This window comes from Priestia aryabhattai, from assembly GCF_023715685.1.
GTDB lineage: Bacteria > Bacillota > Bacilli > Bacillales > Bacillaceae_H > Priestia > Priestia aryabhattai_B.
In genome coordinates this window covers 701,279-726,739 of sequence record NZ_JAMBOQ010000002.1, presented here as the reverse complement: position 1 = coordinate 726,739, position 25,461 = coordinate 701,279, and the positions used below count along the sequence as shown (strand labels likewise).

Below are 25,461 nucleotides of genomic sequence, written 5' to 3'. Positions count from 1 at the left end.
TGAATCTAGCAACTGTTCAAAAATAGTATAGCAGAAAAGATTTGCGAAGGATGTAAATTTTTTGATTTTTTAGTACACCATTTGTATGCGTTTTATTAACTTTTTGTAAACCAAAAAATTTTTTTCAGTTTCTCCCTTTAAAATAAAGGACTATAGTTTTTATTAATTGGATGAACCCTCCTTTTTAAATAAGTCTTATTACCCTAATTTATGAAGATTCCCACGACCTCTTTTGATCTAAAAAAAATTTATTTCAAGCGGTGTATATATAGGTACTATACATAGGATATTAAAACCAGGCATTAAGTTTGTCACAGCTTCTAACAAAATTTCGTAGAAGAAAAAAAGTAAAGGCAGGCTTTTGTTTTCTAATAAATAGATATATTCATATAATTTTACATTTATAACAAAAAACGAGCGCACCTTCTCTAAAAGGCACGCTTGTTTTCTTACTGAGTCAATTCTTTAATTTGGTTCATAATACTTGATACATCTTGAATTGATTGAAATAATTCACTGTTTTTTAGCGCTTCTGGATTTAAGCTGCCATTCTTTATATTTGCTTCATACGTTTCAATTCCACTAATGATCTTTTCGTTTTGTTGAACAAGCTGATCATGCACATCAGAAGCGATGTCAGGAGCTTTTGTTTTATTAAATTCTTCAGCTTTCCCTTTCATTTCCTGCAGCTTTTGCTCCAGCTTTTTCATTGCTTCGTCGTCATTGATAGCTTTTTCCGCTAGGGGCGGTATTTCTTCAGCAAACTTTTGTGCTTCACTAACGTAATCTTTTGCATCGTTTGCATAGGTCAGGGTACTGCTTGTATCTTCAAGAAAAGAACAGCCGCCGACCATAAAAAGAACAACAGTTGATATCACTAGCATCCACTTTTTCACTTAGCACTCAACCTTTCTCATTTTCTGCTATCTTCTTTTCGATTTTCGTTTCTTTAACTCTTTCATAATAATTGGTACAGCTTTTTTTATTCCTTTTTTTACAGCGGGGCTTTTTAACAGTCTCGATAGTTTTGACATTTTTAAGCTCCTCTCTCATTTTGAAATAACAAAAAACACCTTTATCACATCTGGTAAAGGTGTTTTTATCCAGACCTTTACCAATGGTAACATTGGCAAAGGTCTCGCTAACAATTTGCATTGTCAATAAAGCCGGAGATAACAATCTCGAAATGACGACTTTACTGCAAGAGCTACTCCCCTTTGAGCAAAACAGCATTTTTTGTTAAAACAATCATAACGTACGTTCCTAAGCATCGTCAACTTATACGGAATTAGTACACATCTTTTTTTGTGAACACAAGAAACGACACGAGCAGCCCGGCAAGTCCCCAAATGGTTAAAACAAGCAGGGAAAACCCTAACGTCATTCCTTCAGTTGGAGGAACTGTGCCTTGCAGGTAAGAAGTTAAATTTAAATTGACCATAAACAAGTACTTAGCCGAGTGCCACGAAGAAACCATGCTGCTTAAAATCGTACCTGCAATCAAACAAGCAAGCATCACACCCATACCAGCAGCTGTACTTTTAATTAAAACAGACAGCATAAAAGCAAGCGTTCCAACAACAAGTGACACAAACCAAGCAAGGCCAAACTCCATTAAAATATATTTCCACTGCGAAATTAAATGGACGTCCGCTGTATTCAAGTCATTTCCCTGCACGCTAAATCCCGTAAGAATGGGAGCTGTCCAGCCTTTAAATCCAAATACAATGCCAGAAATGAGATACGACAAAACGCCAAACATTAAAATTAAAAATGAGACGGACATGACGAGCGTGATATATTTGCTAAGCAGGATTTTCCACCGTTTCACAGGCCTCGTTAACAGGACCTTGATGGATCCCAAGCTGTACTCTGAAGACACTAAATCCGCTGCAATAATCATAATCATCAGCGGCAGCAAAAGCTGAATGGCGTTTTCAATGAACCCTCGCACAAAAGTCGGTGCTCCCGGTTCTGAATGGTTGATATCATTATCTAAGTAATACTGCTGCTGCGCCACGCGAATTTCAAGCTGCTTGCGCCAATCATCTGAAATTTGGCTTCCACTCAACCGGTTTTGCGTATCGATAATTTCTTGCTGTAGCGTATTGCGCCAATCGGTCGTTCCTAGCTTTTCTTGAAGGCGCTGCGTTTCGCGAAGCTGAGCATAGGTGAACATTGAAATTAAAACGCCCATAATAAGGGTAACGATTAACAGCCGTTTTTTTCGAACGAGCTTGATCATTTCATTTTGAACCAAACTAATCAATCGATTCCCCTCCTGTCATTTCGATAAATAAATCTTCAAGAGTTGGAAGCTTTCGATTCATTTCTTTTACCGTTACTCCTGCTTGAATGAGCTGTTTGTTCCACTCTCCGACTTCAGCTTCTTCATAAAACGTCGTGACGTATTCTCCCTGCACTTGCACAAAGTCCGTCACTTGTTTTAAGACGTCTATTCCTGCAGGCTGCGGATCTAGCTTCCACAGTAAGCGCTCTTGCTGGGTTAACAGGGTCTTCACCGATTCTGTGTGAATAACTTCCCCTTTTGCAATAATCGCTACTCGGTCACACATCAGCTGAATCTCACTCAGCAAATGACTCGATACTAAGACGCTTAGGCCTTCACTTTCAGCTAAAAAGCGAATGAATTTACGCATGTCTCGAATCCCAGATGGGTCGAGTCCGTTCGTTGGCTCATCTAAAATGAGCACTTTTGGCTTTCCGAGAAGCGCTTGCGCAATTCCTAAACGCTGCCTCATGCCTAACGAATACGTGCGAACTAAGTCGTGGATACGCTCTTGTAAGCCAACTAATTCCACAACTTCGTGAATACGGTCTTCCGTCATAGAAGGAATCATGCGTGAAAAATGCTGGAGATTTTCCCAGCCGCTTAAGTATGGATACAGCTCAGGATTTTCAACAATACAGCCGATATGCTCCATCGCTTTTGTAAACTGCTTGGATACACTGTATCCACAAATAGAAATCGAACCAGACGTCGGACGAATCAAGCCGACAAGCATTCGAATGGTTGTCGTTTTGCCGGCTCCATTTGGTCCTAAAAAACCGAATACTTCGCCTCTTTTTAGTTCAAAATCAATATTTTTGATGATTTCACGTTTTCCTATTGCTTTTCTGAGTCCTGTTACTGAAAGTGTTACTTCACTCATATCATTCCCTCCCTTACCACGTAATAAGCGATGCTACACGTTCTGCAATAAGCTTATAGCCTTTTGCATTCGGATGAAATTTATCGGTATATAAGTAGTCGTCTACCTTTAGCTGAAACAAATCAAAAGTCGGAACAAAAACAGTTTGCTTATAATTAGCACTTAATTCACTGCTATTGTAATTCCATTCTCGTACAATAGCTGTTGTGGCTTTCGCGTCTTGCAGGTTACTAAACGGATTATATAAACCAATTAAATAAATCGTCGCGTCTTTATTTGCCGACCGGATGCTTTTTAAGATGCTGTCTACGTTTTTTAAATAGTCATTTTCTAATTTTTGAATATTGCTTTTATTTAAGTTTTGCAGCGTTTGGCCGCCTTGAAATAAGTCATTTCCTCCGATGGTAATCAACACGGTATCTGCAGACTTAATCTGCCGCTGAATTTGCTGCTGCTGTACTTGACTTGCCAGCTGCGAAGAGGTTTGACCTTTTATTCCAAAGTTACTTAGCAGAATTTTCTTCTTCGTTTTTTCTTCAAGATTGTCTTTTAAATACCCAACGTATCCTTTTCCCGCTGCATCTCCCGTTCCTCTTGTCAGTGAATCTCCTAAAGCGACAATCGTATATTCTTTTGTGCTTTTGGTACTGCTGCTTGTTTCCTGCTTCGGCTTTGGCATTTCCCTTACGCTGGCTTTTGAGGCGCTAACATAGTTATAAATAGACATTCCAAGCCCTGCTGCAAACAGCAGACACGAAATAATCGAAATAAAGGATACAATCCATACCCACTTTCCTTTCGCTTTCACTGGCTGCACTCCTTTTCGTCTTTTTAGTTATCTTTTTTTAGAGCTTCAACTGTTTTTACTAAAGCGGACCAGTCTAAATGACCCCAGCCATTTTCGATTCCTTGTTCATAATGACCTTTCACAAGCTCTCCTAACGGAAGCGGAGCGGACACTTTTTTTGCTGCATCGATAGCCAGGTTTACATCTTTTAGTCCAAGCTCCAGCTTGAACCCGGCTGGATCAAAGTCTCTTTTGGCAATTAAATTGCCGTAATTTTTATACACAGGAGATGCAAATAAGCTATTGACCACTTCAAGAAACTGCTCGGCTTGCATGCCATACTGCTCTACCATTACCACTGCTTCAGAAATTGCTTCTAACATCGATACTAATAAAAAGTTATTGCCAAGCTTAGCTACATTTGATAAGTAAGGCTCGTCTCCTACAGTAAAAATAGTTTGACCAATCGCTTCAAATATTGGCCAAACATGCTCTCTTGCCTCTTTATTACCTGCCACTATTACTTTGAGAGCAGCAGCTGCTGCTGCTTCGGGGCGACCTAAAACAGTCGCAGCGACAAAATGCTGTCTTGATGCAGCATGTGCGCTTGTTAATTTTTCCGAAAGATCTACGCTAATGGTACTCACAGAGACGTGAATACCGCCTTCTTTCAAACCTGCAAGTATACCATCTTGTGACAGCGTTACTTCTTCTAAAGCCTCATCATTTGAAAGAATCGTAAAGACAAGATTCGCTTCTTGTGCTGCTTGAGCAGGTGTCTCCACAACCTTTGCTCCTTTTTTCACAAGACTTTCCGCCTTTGAAGCAGTCCGGTTATAAATCACAAGTTCATGACCCGCTTTTATCATATTTTCCGCCATCGGTAATCCCATATTTCCTAAACCAATTAAACCCACTTTCATCTTTACCACTCCATTTCAGTACGCAGTATGTATGTTTCTTATACTTGTCGTCTATCTTTAGAAAAAGCATATTTTCATTATTATATAACTACAATAAAAGCGAATACAAAGAATAGCCTTTCTAAAATGTTCAAAATGTGACATTTTTTAGACATGGCTTGTAAAAAAATTGTCAAAAAAATACGAATGATTTTTAAATGAAGCGCTTGCAAACATAGGAAATTTCTGCTAAGATGTAAGAGAATTATTTTTGTTCGGTGGGGATGTATGAGTATTGTCACTTTTCGTCTTTAGATTTGAGCAAGAATAGTACCACAATGTGCGAGTCCGCACGAGGAGGCAACAATTATGGAACAAGGTAAAGTAAAATGGTTTAACGCAGAAAAAGGTTTTGGATTCATCGAGCGCGAAGGTGGAGACGATGTATTCGTACACTTCTCAGCAATCCAAAGCGAAGGTTTCAAATCTTTAGACGAAGGTCAAGCTGTAACATTTGACGTAGAACAAGGTCAACGCGGACCTCAAGCTGCTAACGTTCAAAAAGCATAAGAAACACAACATATCAAAAACAGATCCTTTAAAGGATCTGTTTTTTTGTGTACAAACACAAAAAAGCCCTGTTTTTCAACAGGGCCAGTCGGTACAAATACAGAAGTAAAGTTAATGGTACTCTTAGTATAGCACAAGATCCCAACAATCTATACGAAATAATAAAATAAAACTTTCATCCGGCACGTTTATCTATGTTTATAGCTATTACAGACTCTCTAGCGCGCTGGCAAAACGTTCAATTCCTTCTCGAATGACCTCTTCTTCCCCTCTGCCAAACGTAAAGCGAATAGCTCCGCTTTGAGAACTCAGCACGCTTCCTGGAACAAAAGCCACTCCTTTTTTAAGTGATTCTTCCAATAGACGATAATCATCGACCGGCTGATTCACTTTGCACCATAAGTGAATCCCGCCTTGAGGCGAATCGAAAGATACTTTTGATCCGAGCAATTCGTGCAGGCTAGACGACAGAGCATACTCTTGCTTTTTGAGCTCTTGTCTAAGCTTTTCGATATGAGAAGAAAACGTAGGAGAATTTAAGAATTGATAAGCAATCCACTGGGGAAAGATGCTGTGACCAAAGTCAATTTGCTGCTTAGCATCTGCCAGGCGCTGAATCACTTGCTCTGGCCCCACAATCCAGCCAATTCGAAGGCCTGATGCAACAATTTTAGAAAGCGAGCTGATATAGAGGACATTTCCGTTCTCGTCCATCGATTTCAGCGTTTGATGTACATTGCCATCAAATGCTGTGAGTGAATAAGGATCATCTTCAATAAGCGGAATGCCATATTCTGAAGAAAGCTCTAAAAACCGCTTTCGGCGCGCTTCTGATAACACAATACCGGTCGGATTTTGATAATACGGATTTAAAAAAACCATTCGAATGCGATGCTTTTTATGTAATTCTACTAAGTCGTCCGGGTTGGCTCCATTTTTATCTACAGGCAGTAAAAACGTTCGTAAACCTGCTGATTGAAAGAGCGGCAGTGAATAGCTATAGGACGGATCTTCAATCGCTACTGCATCCCCTGGTTTTAACAGACACTGCACAATCAAATGAAGTGCTTGCTGTGCACCTGATGTAATTAAAATAGAATTAGAATCCGTGGAGATTTTCCGGTACTCATGAACATGAGCAGCAATAGCATCGCGCAAACGTTCATTGCCGTGAGGATGATCATAGCCTAAATGTTCATTAAAAGGCATGCCTGCTAATATTTGCTGAAAATCTTCGCTTGGAAATAAGCTAGGAGCTAACTCTCCGCTGGCTAAGTTCACAAAATCTGTTCGCAAAGCTTCGCTTCTGATTCGCTGTACGAGCGGCAAATTAGGCAAAAATGAACCGTCTTCTACATATCTCCCCCAGTTTGGAATACGTTTACGGGAAATTCCCCAGATGCTCGAACTAACTCGCGTGCCGCTCCCTTTTTTACGTTCTACGATTCCAAGTGCCTGGAGCTCTTCATAAGCAGCTACTACCGTGCTTCTGTTCACGTTTAGCTCAGCGGCAAGCGTTCGTTCTGATGGCAGCATAGAATCCGGCGGAAAAGCTCCCGATGAAATACAGCTTTCAATATATTCTGCAATTTGTTTATAAATCGCTTTTTTGCTAGCGCGATCTGGTCTCCAGTTCATGCGGCATCAGTCCTTACATTTAAACTTTCTTATTATTAGTTTATCCTTTATCTCCCTTATCTTAAAGCAGTTTCATAAAAAAAGACCATCCAATCCAGTGTTTTTTTACTCATCCACTTTACAAAAAAATATGATATCAACTATTTTCATTTTTGACAATTTAAGTTTACATAATAATTTTATAGTTAATCAAACTAAATAAACTATAGTCCCTAAAAAGAGATTAAGATATAACTAAATCAATTCAATCTAGAGACGAACAAATGGGATAAATGAGCTAGTATGGATCACTTTGGTACACCGCTGTTGATTTCCGTGCAAGACTTCGCTTTCCGCGGGCGGCCGATGAGCCTCCTCGTCGCTTACGCTCCTGCGGGGTCTCACCTATTCCGCTTTTCCCGCAGGAGTCTTCGCCTTGCTCTCCAATCAACAGCTAGAAGTAACTACATACATGAAACCTACATTCACCATACCAATAAAAAATCCGAACGAATTTGATTCTCAATCAAGAATCTCGATTCATCGTTCGGATCTTTCTTCAACTAAAATACTTTTGTCACAGCCTCTTTTTTATAGAGGAGGTAAATCCAACTTTCCTTCTTGAAACAATTCTTTCACCATGTGCTTGGCATACCCCGTTGCTTGCCCTAGCGTAATTTTTGCTGGCATAGGCGCTTCATTTGCATCAACAATTACATCAATAATGCACGGCTTGTTCTGTCTAACAGCATTTTCAAAAGCCGGCAGCAGCTCTTCTTCCTTTTCCACTCGGTAGCCAACACCTCCGCAAATATCTGCATACCTAGCAAAATTCGGATTTGTTAAATCTGTTCCAAATTCAGCATTTCCCATTACTTCTTGTTCAAATTTAATCATGCCGATTTTATGATTGTTAAATAGCACTACGACTAGCGGAAGATCATATTTAACAGCTGTAATAAAATCTGCCATTGTCATCGCAAAGCCACCGTCTCCACATACCGCAAACACCTGCTTTTGGGGATAAGCAATTTTTCCAGCAATTGCGCCCGGCAGCCCGCAGCCGAGAGTCGCTAGCCAGCTTGAAATCACAAACTGCTGATTTGTCATACGAAAATGACGTGCCATCCATACTGTGACGTTTCCTACATCTACAGACAAGACCGCGTTATCAGCCGCTACGTGCTGAAGCGCTCGAATCACTCGCTGAGGCTTGATAGGTACACTTTCTTTTGCTTCTTGTGCATCAAGCTGATTCCACCACTTTTTCATACGTGCTTGACTTTGTTCTAAAAACTGGCGATGCTCTGAGCGGTCAACGTTTTCTAAGAACCACTGAATCGTTGTTTTCGCTTCTCCGGCAAGCCCTGCATCTACAGGATATCTTTTGCCAATTTGTGCAGGATCAATATCGATATGAATGGTTTTCGCATGGTCTGGTAAAAAGCCTGTAAACGGATAGGACGTTCCAATCATAATGAGCGTATCGGCTTCTTGCATCGCTTCATACGCTGGCTTTGTTCCGATCAATCCAAGTCCTCCGAGACAATATGGATGTTCATCCGGGATTGCGCCTTTCCCAGGAAGCGTAAGGACAATAGGTGCCGCGATTTTTTCTGCAAACGTAAGCAGCTCTTCTCTCATTTCATGTGTGCCTCGACCTGCTAAAATAACCGGACTTTCCGCTTTATCAATCAAATCTTTTGCTTTTTCAAGGTCTTCTCTATGCGGAAAAATGTCTTGTTTAACGATTATGCTTGATGTTTCTCGTGCTTCTGATCCGACTTCAAAGCGAGGGATATCATCGGGAATGGTTAACACAGCAACGCCTTTTTTAGCATAAGCCGTTCGAATCGCTTGATTGACAACAGTGGGAAGCTGTTCAGCGGACATGATTCGCTGGTTATATACAGCAACGTCATCGAACATTCGCTCTAAATTAATTTCTTGAAACGCATCGCTTCCGATAAGATCGGACTCCACTTGCCCCGTAAGTGCTAAAACGGGAGCTTTGTCTAATTTTGCATCATACAAACCATTCAGTAAATGAATCGCTCCCGGTCCGGCAATAGCCGTGCATACACCGATTTTACCCGTTAGCTTTGCATATGCAGCCGCTGCGAGAGCTCCTGCTTCTTCATGCCTCACTTGAATAAATTTAATTTTATCCTGGGCTTTGCGAAGCGGTTCAATAATTGAATTAATAGAGTCTCCTGGCATGCCGTAAATATGATCAACGCCCCATTCAATTAACAGTTCAATCAGTTTTTCTCCAGCTTTCTGTTTAAACATATTACTACCCCTTTCTTCTTATATATAGAGATAGTGTGACCTGATACGCTCTTTCTTACTTATTTTCACTCGTATAATTTTCGTTTTCTTTCGTTAAATGAATGAACCATCTTCGTTAAATTTTCTTCATTCCTTGCAATTATCATTATCTTTTGCTATTCTATAAGAAGAATTATTTTTGTTCGGCAACAATCGATAGGTGAATACTTTCGTCTTAAAGATTTTGATCATGAGCAAGGATAGTAATACAATGTGTGCATAGCACACGAGGAGGCAACATTCATGGAAAAAGGTACAGTAAAATGGTTTAACGCAGAAAAAGGTTTCGGATTTATCGAGCGCGAAAACGGCGACGATGTATTCGTACATTTCTCAGCAATCCAAAGCGAAGGATTCAAATCTTTAGACGAAGGTCAAGCTGTAACATTCGACGTTGAAGAAGGTCAACGCGGACCTCAAGCTGCTAACGTTCAAAAAGCATAAGTAGAAAAAGACTCTGATTTCAGAGTCTTTTTTTTCATGTAGAACTACGCATAAAATCTTTTTAACATTTAGTTTGTACACGTTATTATAAATAATAAACTAAAAAAGTCTCTTCATCCCGAAGAGACCTTTTGTGGAAGAAATAGTTGAAGAAATAAAGTAGGGATGTTGCATCGTCATCATTTTTTAATAATTAGCACCAGCCGCCGCCGAAGCAAGAAGCGCCGATGATGATTAATAAGATGAAAAGTACAATGATTAAAGCGAAACCGCCGCCGCAGCCACCGCCGCCATAACCACAACCGTATCCGTAACCTCCGTAGTATCCCATGTGTTTCACCTCCATTTGCTATACTTTAAGATATGTGGATTTAGTTAAATTGCTCCTAATAATTCCATAGAACTTTTGAAAATGTTTGTCATACACTAAAATACTGAGTTTTTCAAACAAGTCCCGCAAAGATAAAACAACTGAATAAAACATCTGATTTTATGGGCATTTACTCCTCTTTTCTTTATCTTTTAAAAATGTAATCGCTCCCTTTTTCATGAATGTACACCGTGCTGAATACCTTTAGTTATGTACACTCACACAGGGAGGGATTCCATATGTTAACACTCGAAATTTCAAAACAAATCGTTAAAAACGTCTACCCTATCGTTTTATCCAATCGCAGTAAAATCTTTCAAGAGGAAGTGAGCGTGGCCGCTTTGCAAGACTATTTTGGGCTTGATCATGCCTTTAGCGTGTATGCAGCTACCACCATTATTTATCAGCTAGAAGCCGACGGATATGTATCCAAACCTCTGAAGCGCCACGAATACAAACGAATTTTGCTCAAATAAAAACAAGCATCCCCGCAAGGATGCTTGTCTTATTTATAGCTATACCTGTCGAATAATTGCTCGACTCTTTTATGGTAGTCGGCAAAATAATCTACGAGCTCAGTTTCACTCAATTTATTTGCCTGCTCCTCAAATAGTGACAGCAGCGAAATTTTGATCATTTCCATTTCCGTTTCCGAACGATTTTCATTTCGCAAATCTTTTCTTAAATTCCACAGGCTTTGCTCCATTTCATGCTTTAATTGTTCTAGTGAGTGTGGTTCTTCAGATCCGGCACGAATGTCTTTTTTAAATCCACTCATCTTATCACTCCTCGCATTTGTACCTGCTAGATAGTATTTAATGTATACTATACCATAAATAACTATACGAGGCTTAAGCATGCCTTTTAAGCAATCGGTCACAAAATAAAAAACATCTCTTTGGATGTCTTTACGTTACCTTTTATCTTACTTCGTCTTCTTCACCTTTTACATATTTAAAAAATGAATCAATCATTTCATTTAAAAAATCATTGCGATCTTCAAAATTCATAATTTCTAAAAACTCCACAATATCCTTATCTAAGCTAATAGAAGCGGGAACATAAGCAGCCGCTTCCCTTCTTTGCGGGAATGGAATCACATTATCTTTCTTCTTCATAAAACACCGTCCTTTTTCTGTGCTTTACTAGTGTAAGCTTTCAAGGAACGATTTGCAAGTCCCTCTGATGTAAAATTTTATATAAACATTCTTCTGAAAAGACAGAGTACATCTTTGGCCGCTACCTAAGCAAGCTCATTTGGCAGCGGCCCTTTTCGTGTCATGACGTCATATTAATAATTCGCCGCTGTTTTCTCTTTTCCTTTTGGCATCTTTTAGCAAATTTAAACACAAATATTTTAAAAGAGGTTTTTATTTCCTTCTTATAGGTTAAAGAAAGGAAACAACATTTTTATATGGAGGGGTTACAAATGATTGCATTAACTGGAAAAGTTGCGCTTGTGACGGGAGCGGCGTCTGGAATTGGACGCGCTTCAGCCATTACATTAGCTGAACAAGGAGCGCGCGTTGCTCTTTTAGACTTAGAGGAAGAAAAATTACAAGAAGTAAAAGAGACCATTATGGCGAGCGGCGGAGAGTGTATAGCCATTAAAACAGACGTATCTGACTCTGAAAGTATAAAAGAAAGTATCGAAACGATTAGTAGCTTATGGAGTCAATTACATATTGTTTCTATTAATGCAGGCATCAACGGTACGTTCTCTTCTATTGAAGAATTATCACCAGAAGATTGGACGCAAACGATTGATACAAATTTAACGAGTACTTTTTTAACCGTGAAACATTCTATTCCTTATTTGAAAGCTCAAGGAGGAAGCATTATTATTACTAGCTCGATTAATGGCAACCGTACATTTTCAAATATCGGCATGAGCGCATACAGTTCCTCAAAAGCTGGTCAAATGGCCTTTGGCAAAATGGCAGCCCTCGAACTTTCTACATACGGGATACGGGTAAACGTCATTTGTCCAGGAGCAGTTGATACAAATATTGAAAGCAATACGTTCCGCCAAGAAGACAAATTAAAAGAAGTCGCGATTCCAATTGAATATCCAAACGGCAATCAGCCGCTTGCTAAACGCTCGGCTAAACCGGAAGAAGTAGCAGATTTAATCTTCTTTTTAGCTTCTGACGCGTCCAAACACATTACGGGAAGTGAAATGTTTATTGACGGCGGAGAATCGCTGCTGTAACGTACAAGCCCCTGGATTAACTGTCAGGGGCTTGTTTTTTTGCTTTTATGAACAACGTCTACTCCACCCGAAGCGGATATAATACTTCCTGTAATCATATCTGAGTTTTCATCGCAAAGAAACTCAATAATACGCGCAATGTCTTCTCCTGTCCCTGATCGCCCGACAGGAGTTGCTTTGTCTTCTAGTAATCTTGCTTTTATGATATCATTTTCTTTCATGTCTCCTACAATATCTCCGGGACAGACCATATTGGCTGTAATCCCATATTCAGCTACTTCTAGAGCAAGCGATTTGGTCAGAGAAGCTAGTCCTGACTTAGCGGCACTAAAAGCCGCGCGGTACATCCATCCAGGGGTATGCTCTACATCTTGAAAACCGTATGTAATAATTCTTCCAAACTGCTGCTTTTTCATAATAGGAACAACAGCTTTTATAAAATGAAAAACAGAACTTAAATTCCCTTCCAACAGTTCATACCATTCACTGTCTGTGTACTCTATTAATTTCTTTCGTTCAAATACATAAGGACCTGCATTATTAATTAAAACATCAATACGTCCAAACTGCTCCATGGCCCGCGCAACGACATGTTCAATATCTGCTTTATTTGTTATATCTCCTTCTACAAACTGTACGTTATCTTTATAGTGATGCCATTCTTCTTGTAGTTCTCGCACTTTATTTTTATCACTGCGAAAATGGACGGTAACAGAATACTGCTTTTTTAGAAACTGTTCTGTCACCTTCTTTCCAATACCTTTATGACCTGCTGTAATCAATGCATGTTTCATCTGCCTTCACCTCTTTCGCTCTACTTGTCTACTATATATATTAGACAGCTCTTTGATTTTTCCTTTACTGACGTAAAAAAGCCCTTGACTAAAGGGCCTTTCTTTTACGGCCTTAACAAAATTTTCCCTATGCTTTTTCGGCTTTCAAGCAGCTCATGTGCTTTTGCTCCGTCTTTTAAGTCAAACACCACGGGATCAGTTAGCACAAGCTGACCTTTACTGATCCACTCAAATAGCTGCTGTGAGCGTACTTTTCGTTCTTCGTAAGATACAAGCACGTTCCACAAGTCTCCGCCTGTAAGCGTTTTAGAGGTATCCATCAGCATACGCGGGTCGACCGGGGCCGGATCGCCTCCTGCCATTCCGTAAAACACCACTGTTCCGCCCGTTTTTACGGCTTCAAAGCTTTTTTCTAGCGTAATACCTACAGATTCGTACGCAACATCTGCACCTCGCTTCGTTACTTCTTTCACTTGTTCTACCCAGTTATCCTCATATAAAAAGACATAGTCAGCACCTGCTTGAGCCGCTGCTTTTGCTTTTTCAGAAGATGACGTTAAGCCAATGACTTGCCCGCCTAAAAGCTTGGCAATTTGAACTAAAAGTTGACCTACACCTCCAGCAGCTGCGTGAACAAGTACATAATCGCCGGGTTGAATGCTGTAGCTGTCTTGTGTTAAATAGTGAGCGGTTAACCCTTGCAAAAGTACAGAAGCAGCTGCATCAAACGAAATATTGTCGGGTACAGCAATCATTTTATCTTGCGGCACCACGACAAGCTCTGCATTTGCAAAAGGAACGTCAGCAAACGCAATACGATCTCCTACGTTAACGTGACTTACTTCTGCTCCTACTTCTTCCACTACGCCTGCTCCTTCATATCCTAAAATATACGGTGGTGTCCCTGTTAAGTGGTAATTCCCTTTTCTTCGATACACATCAGCAAAATTAAGTCCAATTGCTTTTGTGCTTACTAATACGTCCTTTGGTCCAATAGAGGGATTCGGTATATCTTGATAGTGAAGAATGTCAGGTCCTCCAAACCTTTCAAATACTAATGCTTTCATATGTAAATGACCTCGTTTTCTTTATGTATTCCCTTTCATCGTAATTCAATGAGATAACAAACACAAGTTTCTTACTCAGCAAAAAAACGCCTTGTCTCCTCATGAGACAAAGCGTTTTTTTAATTTGTTTGCGGTACGATTTCTCGCATCGTTCCATTTTGTTGATAAGACGTATGAAAAGAAAAGGCTTTTTCAAGAACGTGCGGTGTTTGGCCGCCTTGCGTGAGCGCTTCTTCGTAATAAGCCATAAGCTGATCGCGGTACATTGGATGTGCACAATTTTCAATGATGCGTTTTGCTCGTTCTCTTGGGGCGAGTCCGCGTAAGTCTGCATATCCTTGCTCTGTTACAATCACATCCACATCGTGTTCCGTATGATCAACGTGTGAAACAAACGGCACTATGCTTGAAATATCACCGTTTTTAGCAATGGATTTTGTCACAAAAATACCAAGGCGCGCATTTCGAGCAAAATCTCCTGAACCTCCGATGCCGTTCATCATTTTTGTTCCCATCACATGGGTTGAATTAACATTTCCGTAAATGTCTAGTTCTAGCGCGGTATTAATTGAAATCAGCCCTAAGCGACGAATAATCTCGGGATGATTTGAAATTTCCTGCGGACGAAGAATGAGTTTATCTCGATATGTTTCAAAATTCGAGAAAACTTGTTCCATTTTATCCGCTGAAAGCGTAATCGAGCAGCAAGAAGCAAACGTGACTTTTCCTGCATCAAATAAATCAAACACAGCGTCTTGCAATACCTCTGAATACACTTCTAAATCATGAAACTCTGAATCTAACAAACCGTGAAAAACGGCATTCGCCACAGACCCAATTCCCGATTGTAAAGGCGCAAGCGATTCAGTTAATCGCCCTTCTTTAATTTCTTCACGTAAAAATGAAATCAAATTTTGAGCCATCACAACCGTTTCTTCGTCAGGTGCTACAATCGTAGATGGTGAATCTAGCTGATTCGTAAACACAATGCCTTTTACTTTATCCAAATCGATTGGTATACCAAGCGAACCAATACGGTCATCAGATTTTCTCAAAGGAATAGCATCTCGTTGCCCTTGAATGCCCGGGTCATACAGGTCGTGAATACCTTCTAACAGCTCTGGCTGCGCTGTGTTTATTTCAATAATAATAGATTTGGCGTGCTTGGCAAACACCATTGAATTACCGATTGAAGTTGTTGGAATCATCATTCCATCATCCGTGATAGAAACCGCTTCCAAAATAGCGAAATCAATAGAGTCTAACACGCCTGAACGCACCCATTCAGAGGTATGAGACAAATGCTGGTCGATAAACTGAAATTCACCTTCATTAATTTTTTTACGCATCGTCGGATCGGCTTGAAACGGCAGGCGCTTGTTTAACATGCCTTTTTCTGCAAATAACTTATCCACATCTGACCCAAGTGAAGCACCCGTATACACGCTGACTTTTATCGGTTCCGTTTCCGCTCGTTTCGCTAGCGCAAACGGTACAGCTTTGACATCCCCTGCGCGCGTAAAGCCGCTTAGACCAAGCGTCATTCCATCTTGAATCCAAGACGCTGCTTCTTCAGCAGAGACAACACGATTCTGTAATGCTTCATGCTTAATTCGATTGCAAAAGTTTTCCATTCTGTTCACTCCTTGTTTTTTCTCTTTTTACCATTTTACTGTAAAGCAAGCGTCCACAAGAGTTTTTGGAATGAAATTGACAAAAATAGCGATAAAACAGCATATTTGATGATAATTAAGCAAAATGACGGCTAAAACCCAAGCAGCTTTCGAAAATAGCTGGCGTACGACTGACTGACCGGAATTTTTTCTCCGTTGTTCATCACTAATAAAAAAGTTGAATGTGTATCAGGATAAATTTCTTGAATTTGCGTCACATTGACGATAAAGGAACGATGACAGCGAACAAACTCTTCTTTTGGAAGCACATAATCAAATTCATTTAACGTGTATTTATGAGTACCTGTATACTTCTGGGCATATACATATGTTTTTCGATCACGTGCTTCCACGTAGATGATTTTTGAGAAAGGAACCGGTATCCATCCCTCGTTCACCTTTAACGTCACAACTGACTTTCCACTCGTTAACGCAGGAAAAATCGCCGTCACGCACCCTTGAACATCTCCTTCATCTAAGAAAGGCACCGCCATGCCGTAGTAAGGCGTGCCAAACACATCTCGGTGAATAAATTCCGATACTTTTTGCTTTCTTTCTAATGCTTTATATGTAATCGTTCCTTTTTTAATTTGATCTCCAGGGCTAATTTTTAAATTAATTCGTTTACTTGCCCGGTAATACACGTACGTTTCTAGATCTGAAACGGCAATCGACGCTTCATCGGAGAACAATTCACTGATAACGTCTAGTAACGCTGATGCTTTAAATGGTTTCATGTTTTCACCTTCTTTTGTCTAGTCAAACACGTTGCTCCTTTATTGTAGCGTAAAAGCATAAGCTATTGGGAAAGAAGCATGGAATTTATCCGTTCAACTGCATAAAATTTCTATTTTTTCACAACATAAAACAATGAAATGAAGGAAGGATGAAATGTATGGGCTATGCTGAATCGACGTTTCGAATCGCCTGTTCATTTTTTGTGCTGCTCTTTTTAACGCGGCTCATGGGAAAAACAGAAATTAGCCAGTTAAATGTGTTTACATTTATTACGGCGATTACGATTGGTAATATTGCTTCTTCACTCTCCACCGATAAGCGAGTAGAGATTGATAAAGGGGTTTATTCACTGCTAGGATGGACATTTTTAACAATTGCTATGGGCTATATTGGAATGAAATCAAAAAAAGCACGGCATCTTATTACCAGTGAGCCTAAAATTGTGATTAAGCAAGGAAAAGTGATGGAGAAGGCGTTAAAACAAGTACGGCTAGATATTGAATCTCTTTTGGGCATGCTGAGGCAGCAAAACGTATTTTCCATAAAAGATGTAGAATACGCCATATTAGAAATCAACGGAAACCTTTCCGTTATGCAAAAACAAGATAAAAAGCCAAACTCATGGTCAAAAACGCTTTTATTCCCCACTTCAACCGGCGTTATTTACGATGGGAAAGCGAATGAAGATGCTTTGAAGGACCTGCACGTAGATAATAACTGGCTGCATAAACAGCTAGAAAAAGCAGGAGTCAAATCACTTGATGAAGTCTTTTACGCTGAAGTTCAGTCGAACGGATCGCTTTATATTGACTATAAAAAGGACAAATTTAAGCCGTAAAAAAATCCGTACCATAAGGCACGGATTTTTTATTAGCTTGCTTTTTTCACACGGTTTGTAATGGTATCTTCTTTTGGTGAGGTTTTGCGAATAAAGAAGGCTAAAACAAACGCGATTACACTTAAAATGGTTGCGATCATAAACGCATCGTTAATGCCCATTGCTGTACCTTGATTCACAGCTTCAGCCATACTGCCTTTATCTGTCGGCAAAATTTGTTGATTTGTTACGATGTTTTTCACGTGTTTTTCACCTTGATTCATCATAATAGATACAAAGAACGCCATTCCTACAGCTCCGGCAACCATTCGAAGCGTATTAACCATCGCCGTGCCGTATTTATTTAAGCTAAGCGCAAGCTCATTTAATCCAGCTGTAAAGATTGGCATCATGAGCAGTGACATACCAAACATACGAACGGTATAGACAATCATTACGTACATAAATGTCGTTGTGGTTTCAAGTTTTGTTAATTCATATGTTGTCACAACGGTAATAGCTAAACCAATAACAGCAAGCCATCTTGCTCCGAACTTATCAAACAGCCGTCCTGTAATTGGAGACATAATCCCCATTACAATTCCCCCTGGCAGTAACAGCAAGCCTGAAAGAAACGGTGAAAAGCCGCGTACGTTTTGCATATAAATCGGCATTAAAATCATACCTGAAAACATTGCCATTGTCACAATCACGTTAATGATTGTTGTCAGCGTGAACATACGGTAACGGAAAATACGGAATTCAAGAAGCGGCTGATCGATTTTTAACTGACGGAAAATAAAGAACAGAATTGAAATACCGCCTACAATGAACATAGCTAACACTTCGGTGCTGGTCCAGCCCTTTGTACCGCCCGTAGCGAACGCATACAGTAAGCCGCCAAATCCAATTGTTGATAAAATAACACCAAGCACGTCTAGCTTCGGTCGGCTTGTTTCTGTGACGTTTTTCACTAAAATAATCGCCGCAATCACGTTGATAAGTGCAATTGGAAACATCATAAAGAATAAAACGCGCCATGAGTAGTGCTCAACTATTAAACCAGAAAGCGTCGGACCTACTGCCGGTGCGAAGTTCATCGCTACACCAAAAATCCCCATCGCAAAACCGCGGCGGTCAGGCGGGAATAACGTAAAAATAACGTTTGTAATTAACGGAAATAAAATTCCTGCTCCTGCTGCTTGCACGACGCGTCCCACTAAAATAACAGAAAATGTCGGTGCGATACCGCAAAGCAGCGTTCCTACTGTAAACAGCCCCATTGCTGTAATATACAGCTGCCTTGTAGTAAATCGATTCATTAAAAATGCTGTAATTGGAATAACAATTCCGTTTACTAACATAAAGATGGTTGTTAACCAGTTGCCCGTAGCCGCCGTCACATGAAAGTGATCCATCATTTGCGGAAGCGCAATGTTAATCAGCGTTTGATTTAAAAAAGCAACGAGCGCTCCCATTATCATTACGCCAAAAATAGACCGAGTTCGGGCTTGATCGGACTGTTGTGTTTGTGTATTCATTTTAACAAGACCTTTCCCTTTTAAAATTATCTGTATGTAAATCTTCAGATGACAAACAGTTTAAGAATATATTTTATGTGTTCATTCTATTAATTTATGTCACGAATATTTAATGAACTTAATTATATACCGAATAAATATATCCGTTTCCGAAATATTTGTCAACAAATATGATCATTTTCGTAAAACTTTTCCATCATTATATATAAAGTAGCATGCCCTTTAATGAAGAAAAAAATGAGAGCCTTTCAACGAAGGCTCTCATTTCCTTAAGGAATACTTATTTTAAGATTTGAACTTTTACTGTTTTTCTTCCCCATTTTAATGCTTCTTTTTGAGAAGGAAGAAGAACGTCAATTTTATTTCCTTTAATTGCGCCGCCTGTATCAGCTGCGATTGCCGTGCCATAACCTTCTACGTATACTTTTGAACCAAGCTTAATCACTTTTGGATCTACAGAAATAACTTTTTGATTTGGATTCTTTTTCAAGTCGATTCCAATCGCTGTTTTTCCGCTGCATCCTTTGCAGTTCGCTGTGTACGCTGTTGCTGTTACTTTAAATTCTTTCACAACGTTTGAAGACATCGCAGGCGTTGCTTTAGCAGGCGTGCTTGATTTTACTTGAGATACTTTTAATACTTGTTTTGGATGAATGCTATCTGACTTTAAGTTATTCCACTGTTTCAGCTGGCTAACCGATACTTTATATGTCTTTGCAATTTTGTATAGCGAATCTCCGCTTTTTACTGTATATGTATTTGTTGCAGCTGACGCACCACTTGCCACTCCGAACAGTGACATTAGAACTAAACTGAACGTAATCATTGTCTTTTTCATGTATTTGATTTCCCCTTTATCTACCAATACATAAAAAATAACACATGAATATTACAGGTATATTTCAGTATCATGTCAATAGTTTGATAGTTTAGTTACAGTAAAAATAAATATTCTTCCTTTTAAACTAGTAAATTAATCACTTTCACACTCCATAAACATACATATTTAGGTATATAACGGTGCTTTTACACACATTTATACGTAATTATTTCATTTGTAACATTTCGCTGATTCTAGAGACTTATATTTTGTCTTTTATTAATTATTTAGAACATAGTTTATTTAAAAATAATAAATCCCCGTGTTTAAAAATAAAAGAGATTGAGACATAACTAAATCAATCCAATGAAAAAATCCGAACGAGTTTGATTCTCAATCAAGAATCAAACTCGTTCGGATCTTCCTTCAACTAAAATACTTTTGTCCCTGCCTCTTTTATCTTTAAATTATGATGGTTACACTACTTATTAATATGGCTGCCACTGAAGCACTCTAGCTGCCTCGAATCTTTTTTCTACATTTGGCCAGTAAACTACTTTCCACCAATTATCAACGTACGGATCACGTTCATTTTTGTACTGTAAATAATAGGCGTGTTCCCATACGTCTAATACGAGCAGTGGAATCGTATCCCACTGCGTGAGAAGCTGATGGCGCTCAGCTTGCAAGACTTCAAGCTTGCGCGAACGCGGCGACCATACTAAGATAGCCCAGCCAACACCTTCTACTTTTTTAGCAGCTTGAGAAAAGTGCATCATGAACTTTTCGTAGCTGCCAAAGTCTTTTTGAAGCTGCTGCAACAGCTGGCGCCTCGGCCTTCCTCCTCCTTCTGGACTCATAATTTCCCAAAAGATTGTATGCAAGTAATGACCGGATCCATGAAAAGCAGCTTCCCGTTCCCAATGTTTTATGAGGTCAAAATTATTTGTGTTACGGGCTTGCTGCAGCATGAGCTCTGCTTTATTTAATCCATCTACATAGCTTTGATGATGCTTGCTGTGATGAAGACGCATAATTTCCCGGTTAATATACGGCTCAAGAGCTGAGTAACTATAGCCAAGCGGTGGCAGCTCGTGCTGCCCTGGCGCTATCGATTCCCGCTCCCTTCCGTCGTCTCCAAGTCGCTCTTTTAAGACTTTATCAATATGCCGTACTGCATTATTGATTTCTTCTAACGTATATTCGTTAACATCTTCTTCACTTAAATATTCAAGAACGTCTTCTTGCGTGCGCGTTATATATGACGTTATATCTACTTCTGTAATGGCTTCTTCAAATACAGGATCACATACTTGTTCAAGCCAGGTCTGAACTTCCATCAAGTATTTTTTTTTCTCATCTTGATCGGCCATACTTTCCCTCCTTACACCTCATCTTCACTATCATATTCAAAAGAAAAAGCAACATAACTTCCTACTTGTATCTATTGAGTTAGAAAATTCGACATAAAAAAAGGCAAGAGCTCCTTACAGCGTAAACTCTTGCCTTTTTTCTTATATATTTTTCGCCATATTCACATAATCAATCGTTTCTTGCTTACTAACAGCCGCGTGTTTTAGCTTTAGATTATAGTAGAGCTCCACTTTTATATTATTGATTTCACAATCGTTCGGCATATCCTGCAAATCCGTTAAAAATGGAATCAAGTGATTGCTCATATCATATTCAAACGCCCCGTTTTGCAAGTAATACACCTTTGGCACATAGTTAATATGACGAAAAAACTTTACTACGTTGATTCGCTCACCGTATGAGGCTATAACTTCCTCTTCTGTCAGATGGGGATAAGACAAATTAAACACTTGCCGAACCGGCGTTTTCAGCCACTTAGTTAAACAGGTCTGCGGATTATTTACAAGCGCTTTTGCTCCTTTTACGTATCCTGCCAAAAACATCGACATAAAACCGCCGCCTGAAGATCCGTAAAACAACACGTTAGACGAATTCACCTGCACTTTTTTCATGAATTTTTCAATTAAAACGGCAATGTCTTTTAAATAAAAACGGTTGCTTGTCCCTTGTCCCCACGCAAGCGACACCTTTCCTAAATAAAGCGTAGGATCGTTATAGTAAATAATCGAATCTTCAAATTCATTCATCCACGAATGGCGTTGAAAATATGGAGGCCCTGCCGGCATTTCCTGACTCGCTCCTCCTCCTGAACCAAACACAAGCAAATGAGAAGACTCTTTTTTCAGCCTTACTAAAAACTCAAACAGCACTCCGTTCCACTCGATTCCCACTAAGACCGGCTTGTCAAACGGTAGCTGAAGTTCATCCAGCTTTTCGTACGTACTATTTATTTTTTCATATTGATCAAGCAACAGCTCTGCAACTCACTTTCCTTAAAATGATCTGTCGTATGTTCCTGACATTGATCATGGTTCTGTGAAAAAAACCTGTTACAGTATATGAAAACCAGCGGGCAAATGATTGTACACTTCATCCAAAAGAGGCGGTTACCTACATCTTCCTAGGCTTCTGTCACAAAATAAAACTCTCTACATACGATACAGCATCATGAAAAATTCAAGGATAGGAGCTGAAGACCCTTGGAAACGTCCTATATGGATTACAATAATCCGAACGTACAATACTTTTCTGATGTGAATAAAAATAGACTCAATACGCGCAATGATGAAAACTATATTAACCGGCTAGGAAGAGATGTGCTAAATACCCTTGGAAATGTATCGTTACTCGATATTTACTTAAGCGAAAGCCGCGTGGTCGAACCGCACTATCATCAAAATGCCGCTGAGCTTGTCTACTGCATTTCGGGCTCAGCTGTCGTTTCATTAATCAATCCGTTTAACAATGAAGTGACAAACATTCCGATTGTTCCCGGTCAAGTAGCCAATATCCTTCAAGGCTGGTGGCACTGGGAAATCGCTTCTGAAGACAAGACCCATTTACTCGCCATTTTTGACGCTCCGTACCCGGAATACATTTTTGGATCAGATATTTTAAATAAGACGCCTATTGAAGTACTTGCTCATACGTACTGCTTAGATCCGGAGCAACTAAAGAAAACGCTGGCTCCGTTAAAAAATCAAACTATCGTGATTGGACCAACGGACGAATGCGTAGAAAAAGGACCTTACAAAAAGAAAAAACAAGCAGGCTCCGTTAACCACGAGACGCCTCCTTATACGTATCCTCCGCCTCAGAATCCTTATTACTCCCCTCAAAACCCCTATCACTATCGATATTGGTAAAGACAAGAAAACCCCGCTGTCGATGCAAAGGGGTTTTTAACGAATACATAACGTTATTGTTCTTCTATATACGTGCTATGAAAGGCTGCTTCAATATATGCAACTTGGAAATGATAATGTCCAATTAAATATTTCACAATGTCCACCTGGTCGATTTTGCCGGGCTTATCGACCATCGCTTCTTTTACCATTTCTTCGAATGTACCTTGATCAAACTGTTCTTCATGGACAACAATTGTCTCAGAGTACATTTCGTCTTGTCCTTCTGAAATGCGGTAGTAATACAATTTTCTCACCTCAATTTATCTTAAATGTATTTATACCCTTAACTAATGATTTTAAAACATTTTTTCAGCGTTCTTTTTCTCCTGTACGATATGCTGCGGCTTTCACTTTTACAAGCAGCACCGTAAACCAGTACGCCACTAACGTTATTCCTATATCAATAAGAAAAATATAAAACAAGCTCATTCCTTTTCCTGAATCAATAAATCCTAAATAATGTTCAAGGGGGCCAGTCCAAATGAAAAAACAGCGCTCAAAAGAATTGTATAAAGATAGAAATTTTTTTGATGATTCGTGCAATATTGATAAAGCAGAAGAAACCCTACCGGCAAAATAGAAGCGGTAATATTCGTTGCGTTTGGAAGCAAAGGCGTTAAGAAAAACGTGTGCGTTAAATGACCGCTTCGTCCAAGTGCAATATCAATATATGCCCAAAGCATATGTACTGTGTAACCGAAGAAAAACACCTCAAAAGGCCGCGTTCGGTCTACGGTAAAATACAACAACACAAGAGGAAGAACGAGCGAAGCAAGCACTACCCAAAACTGCCAGTTTTCAAAATCCGAATACTGATGCCAATACGACGATAATAAATTCTGCAGCTTATCGCTTTGTTCATGTATGTTTCCCCAGTATCGTTCATAACTCACTGAAGTAACCTCCTATATAGAGTCTCTGCTTATGTATGTACTAATAAGCTCCATTTTATACAGAAGAACATGGGAAGCGGCCATTTATTGCTTGCGATCACCTAAATAGGTCACCGGGAGTTCACGTTCAATGACTTTGTTCGTTTTTCGATTAACAGCATACGCTTTTGCTGTAGGTCTTGAGCTAACCGATGCTGATAGCTCTTCATCTTTAAAATGCAGCGCGACTCCGTCATCTACAGCATAGCCTCCTGCCATTTTTCCGCTTTTAATCAATTCATAGTAACAAAGTCTTCGATCGCTTTCTCCGTCGTAGTGAGGACAGTTACTACCAGTTAAAAATCCTAAACCGTCTATCTTAGACAGTGTGTCGTTCATGGAATCAGTGATGCCTTCTTCAAACCAGCAAATTGAACCTGCGCTTATTCCTGCCAAGCTAATTCCTTTTTCATAAGCCTCTTTTAAAATCGTATCAAGTCCCCACTCTTTCCATAAAAGAAGCATACTCCTTTTATTACCGCCGCCTACATATAAAATATCCTGCTGCAGCACATATGCTTTTAAATCCATAAAGTTTTGAGAAAACAGCGATAAATGAGACGGTTTGCATATTAACTTCTCAAACGCTTCATAAAACCTTTCTATATAATTATCCGCATCTCCGCTTGTTGTAGGGATAAAGCAGATTTTCGGCATATCTGTATGAGCTTGTGAAAGTATGTATTGATCTAGCAGCGGGTTATCCGGCTCCATTGAAAAGCCTCCGCCGCCCATGGCTATAATTTGTCTCATCCTACGCCGTCCTTTCAAAAAGGTAATAGATAAAACTATCTCCGATAGATGATTTTCCGTATAATGGAAGAGTGGCAAAAAGGTGGTGTAAAGCTTTTGAAAGTAGTACGAACCCTTATACTAATACTAGGCATTTTTATTATCTTATTTTGCATCTTCGGCTATATCGATTATAACGGTCAAAAAATGGAGCTAGGAGCCAAACAAGAAAAAAACATTCCTTCTTCCATTAACACTGATGGAGGAACTATTACACTATCTGCTGTAAGTAAGAAATACGATAAAACGCAGTTTGGCTTTTTTGTTATTCAAAATAACTCGACGCATACCTTAACAATTCCTTACGAAAATACAGCGGATCACTTAAAAGACGGAAAGTGGTACAAAGTTGTGCTAAACGGGCTAGAGTTTCCTGATAAAACTATCACGCTGAAGCCAGGGAAATCATTCAAACAAGATATCGCAACTCCTAACTACAAGGTAGGAAAATACCGCTTTGTTCAGCACTTTAAAGACGAAAACGGCAAAGAGTATGTATTAGCTGCTCCATTTGAAATTGTCTGGCCGAGCCTTAAAAATGTTCTCGGGCAGTTTGATTAAAGGCTAAAAAAGCACTTACCCGTCATTAGGTAAGTGCTT

The 25,461-nt window shown here is 39.5% G+C and carries 28 protein-coding genes and 1 pseudogene; 7 read left to right on the top strand and 22 right to left on the bottom strand.

All coding sequences use genetic code 11. The features are described 5' to 3' along the window. Window positions 1-449 precede the first annotated feature (449 nt). From M3225_RS10620 to M3225_RS10600, 5 genes are all read right to left on the bottom strand, one after another. A complete protein-coding gene (locus tag M3225_RS10620) occupies window positions 450-896 on the bottom strand; it encodes a DUF6376 family protein (RefSeq protein ID WP_251393234.1) in 447 nt (148 codons plus the stop codon). Between the two features lie 392 nt (window positions 897-1,288). Continuing rightward, window positions 1,289-2,269 carry an ABC transporter permease gene (locus M3225_RS10615; protein WP_251393233.1) on the bottom strand — a complete coding sequence of 327 codons (981 nt, stop codon included), beginning with the start codon at window positions 2,267-2,269 and terminating at the stop codon, window positions 1,289-1,291. Next, entirely contained in the window at window positions 2,262-3,173 is a 912-nt protein-coding gene (locus tag M3225_RS10610) for an ABC transporter ATP-binding protein (protein ID WP_251393232.1), read from the bottom strand. Before M3225_RS10610 ends, M3225_RS10615 begins: the two co-directional genes overlap by 8 nt. A 13-nt stretch (window positions 3,174-3,186) precedes the next feature. Continuing rightward, a complete protein-coding gene (locus M3225_RS10605) occupies window positions 3,187-3,981 on the bottom strand; it encodes a GDSL-type esterase/lipase family protein (RefSeq protein WP_251393231.1) in 795 nt (264 codons plus the stop codon). 23 nt (window positions 3,982-4,004) lie between these two features. Next, window positions 4,005-4,883: an NAD(P)-dependent oxidoreductase gene (locus tag M3225_RS10600; RefSeq protein WP_251393230.1), complete on the bottom strand. Its 879-nt coding sequence runs from the start codon at window positions 4,881-4,883 to the stop codon at window positions 4,005-4,007. Window positions 4,884-5,231: 348 nt separating this feature from the next. Between M3225_RS10600 and M3225_RS10595 the strand changes: the two genes are divergently transcribed. Then, entirely contained in the window at window positions 5,232-5,432 is a 201-nt protein-coding gene (locus M3225_RS10595) for a cold-shock protein (RefSeq protein WP_013057405.1), read from the top strand. A 207-nt stretch (window positions 5,433-5,639) separates the two neighbouring features. On the opposite strand, the gene pdxR is transcribed toward M3225_RS10595, so the two are convergent. The 3 genes from pdxR to M3225_RS10580 all read right to left on the bottom strand — a co-directional run bounded on the left by pdxR (window position 5,640) and on the right by M3225_RS10580 (window position 9,341). Next, the gene (gene pdxR, locus M3225_RS10590) at window positions 5,640-7,070 is read right to left on the bottom strand and encodes a MocR-like pyridoxine biosynthesis transcription factor PdxR (protein WP_251393229.1); all 1,431 of its coding nucleotides are present in this window, start codon (window positions 7,068-7,070) and stop codon (window positions 5,640-5,642) included. Window positions 7,071-7,347: 277 nt separating this feature from the next. After that, window positions 7,348-7,500 (bottom strand): hypothetical protein, encoded by a 153-nt coding sequence (locus M3225_RS10585; RefSeq protein WP_251393228.1) that lies wholly within the window; start codon window positions 7,498-7,500, stop codon window positions 7,348-7,350. A 140-nt stretch (window positions 7,501-7,640) separates the two neighbouring features. Beyond that, on the bottom strand, window positions 7,641-9,341 hold the full coding sequence (locus M3225_RS10580) for a pyruvate oxidase (RefSeq protein ID WP_251393227.1): 1,701 nt from the start codon (window positions 9,339-9,341) through the stop codon (window positions 7,641-7,643). A 282-nt stretch (window positions 9,342-9,623) separates the two neighbouring features. On the opposite strand from M3225_RS10580, the gene M3225_RS10575 reads away from it, so the two are divergent. Then, on the top strand, window positions 9,624-9,824 hold the full coding sequence (locus M3225_RS10575; protein ID WP_013057408.1) for a cold-shock protein: 201 nt from the start codon (window positions 9,624-9,626) through the stop codon (window positions 9,822-9,824). Between the two features lie 193 nt (window positions 9,825-10,017). Here the strand turns inward: M3225_RS10575 and yjcZ are convergent, their stop codons facing one another. Beyond that, window positions 10,018-10,155, bottom strand: coding sequence for a sporulation protein YjcZ (yjcZ, locus tag M3225_RS10570; RefSeq protein ID WP_013057409.1), 138 nt, complete (start codon window positions 10,153-10,155; stop codon window positions 10,018-10,020). A gap of 278 nt (window positions 10,156-10,433) precedes the next feature. Between yjcZ and M3225_RS10565 the strand changes: the two genes are divergently transcribed. Continuing rightward, the gene (locus tag M3225_RS10565; protein WP_251393226.1) at window positions 10,434-10,670 is read left to right on the top strand and encodes a hypothetical protein; all 237 of its coding nucleotides are present in this window, start codon (window positions 10,434-10,436) and stop codon (window positions 10,668-10,670) included. 29 nt (window positions 10,671-10,699) lie between these two features. Here M3225_RS10565 and M3225_RS10560 read toward each other — a convergent pair whose 3' ends face one another. Together M3225_RS10560 and M3225_RS10555 are read right to left on the bottom strand one after the other, a co-directional pair. Next, window positions 10,700-10,972, bottom strand: coding sequence for a hypothetical protein (locus M3225_RS10560; protein ID WP_251393225.1), 273 nt, complete (start codon window positions 10,970-10,972; stop codon window positions 10,700-10,702). 142 nt (window positions 10,973-11,114) lie between these two features. Then, entirely contained in the window at window positions 11,115-11,312 is a 198-nt protein-coding gene (locus M3225_RS10555; protein ID WP_014459743.1) for a hypothetical protein, read from the bottom strand. 311 nt (window positions 11,313-11,623) lie between these two features. Here M3225_RS10555 and M3225_RS10550 point away from each other — a divergent pair, with 311 nt between their 5' ends. Beyond that, window positions 11,624-12,406, top strand: a complete 783-nt coding sequence (locus M3225_RS10550; protein ID WP_251393224.1) for an SDR family oxidoreductase — start codon at window positions 11,624-11,626, stop codon at window positions 12,404-12,406. Window positions 12,407-12,429: 23 nt separating this feature from the next. Here M3225_RS10550 and M3225_RS10545 read toward each other — a convergent pair whose 3' ends face one another. The 4 genes from M3225_RS10545 to M3225_RS10530 all read right to left on the bottom strand — a co-directional run bounded on the left by M3225_RS10545 (window position 12,430) and on the right by M3225_RS10530 (window position 16,677). Further along, on the bottom strand, window positions 12,430-13,200 hold the full coding sequence (locus M3225_RS10545; protein ID WP_251393223.1) for an SDR family oxidoreductase: 771 nt from the start codon (window positions 13,198-13,200) through the stop codon (window positions 12,430-12,432). Window positions 13,201-13,304: 104 nt separating this feature from the next. Then, window positions 13,305-14,267, bottom strand: coding sequence for a quinone oxidoreductase family protein (locus tag M3225_RS10540; protein ID WP_251393222.1), 963 nt, complete (start codon window positions 14,265-14,267; stop codon window positions 13,305-13,307). Between the two features lie 119 nt (window positions 14,268-14,386). Then, window positions 14,387-15,901, bottom strand: a complete 1,515-nt coding sequence (locus tag M3225_RS10535; RefSeq protein WP_251393221.1) for an acetyl-CoA hydrolase/transferase family protein — start codon at window positions 15,899-15,901, stop codon at window positions 14,387-14,389. A 131-nt stretch (window positions 15,902-16,032) separates the two neighbouring features. Further along, a complete protein-coding gene (locus tag M3225_RS10530) occupies window positions 16,033-16,677 on the bottom strand; it encodes a LytTR family DNA-binding domain-containing protein (protein WP_014459738.1) in 645 nt (214 codons plus the stop codon). A 158-nt stretch (window positions 16,678-16,835) separates the two neighbouring features. Between M3225_RS10530 and M3225_RS10525 the strand changes: the two genes are divergently transcribed. Next, window positions 16,836-17,516: a YetF domain-containing protein gene (locus M3225_RS10525; protein WP_251393220.1), complete on the top strand. Its 681-nt coding sequence runs from the start codon at window positions 16,836-16,838 to the stop codon at window positions 17,514-17,516. A gap of 32 nt (window positions 17,517-17,548) precedes the next feature. Here the strand turns inward: M3225_RS10525 and M3225_RS10520 are convergent, their stop codons facing one another. From M3225_RS10520 to M3225_RS10505, 4 genes are all read right to left on the bottom strand, one after another. Beyond that, on the bottom strand, window positions 17,549-19,036 hold the full coding sequence (locus M3225_RS10520) for a DHA2 family efflux MFS transporter permease subunit (RefSeq protein ID WP_028413037.1): 1,488 nt from the start codon (window positions 19,034-19,036) through the stop codon (window positions 17,549-17,551). A gap of 280 nt (window positions 19,037-19,316) precedes the next feature. Next, a complete protein-coding gene (locus tag M3225_RS10515) occupies window positions 19,317-19,874 on the bottom strand; it encodes a 3D domain-containing protein (protein WP_285885466.1) in 558 nt (185 codons plus the stop codon). A gap of 470 nt (window positions 19,875-20,344) precedes the next feature. After that, the gene (locus M3225_RS10510; RefSeq protein ID WP_251393219.1) at window positions 20,345-21,229 is read right to left on the bottom strand and encodes a superoxide dismutase; all 885 of its coding nucleotides are present in this window, start codon (window positions 21,227-21,229) and stop codon (window positions 20,345-20,347) included. A gap of 141 nt (window positions 21,230-21,370) precedes the next feature. After that, window positions 21,371-22,201, bottom strand: coding sequence for a glycosyl transferase family 2 (locus tag M3225_RS10505; protein WP_251393218.1), 831 nt, complete (start codon window positions 22,199-22,201; stop codon window positions 21,371-21,373). Window positions 22,202-22,429: 228 nt separating this feature from the next. On the opposite strand from M3225_RS10505, the gene M3225_RS10500 reads away from it, so the two are divergent. Further along, window positions 22,430-23,095: a cupin domain-containing protein gene (locus M3225_RS10500; protein ID WP_251393217.1), complete on the top strand. Its 666-nt coding sequence runs from the start codon at window positions 22,430-22,432 to the stop codon at window positions 23,093-23,095. Window positions 23,096-23,148: 53 nt separating this feature from the next. Here the strand turns inward: M3225_RS10500 and M3225_RS10495 are convergent, their stop codons facing one another. The 3 genes and pseudogenes from M3225_RS10495 to M3225_RS10485 all read right to left on the bottom strand — a co-directional run bounded on the left by M3225_RS10495 (window position 23,149) and on the right by M3225_RS10485 (window position 24,822). Continuing rightward, window positions 23,149-23,391: a hypothetical protein gene (locus M3225_RS10495; RefSeq protein WP_251393216.1), complete on the bottom strand. Its 243-nt coding sequence runs from the start codon at window positions 23,389-23,391 to the stop codon at window positions 23,149-23,151. A 55-nt stretch (window positions 23,392-23,446) separates the two neighbouring features. Then, window positions 23,447-24,030, bottom strand: a pseudogene (locus M3225_RS10490) (hypothetical protein). Window positions 24,031-24,114: 84 nt separating this feature from the next. Beyond that, window positions 24,115-24,822, bottom strand: a complete 708-nt coding sequence (locus M3225_RS10485) for a Type 1 glutamine amidotransferase-like domain-containing protein (RefSeq protein WP_251393214.1) — start codon at window positions 24,820-24,822, stop codon at window positions 24,115-24,117. A 96-nt stretch (window positions 24,823-24,918) separates the two neighbouring features. On the opposite strand from M3225_RS10485, the gene M3225_RS10480 reads away from it, so the two are divergent. Continuing rightward, entirely contained in the window at window positions 24,919-25,422 is a 504-nt protein-coding gene (locus M3225_RS10480) for an immunoglobulin-like domain-containing protein (RefSeq protein ID WP_251393213.1), read from the top strand. The last annotated feature ends 39 nt before the right edge of the window (window positions 25,423-25,461 follow it).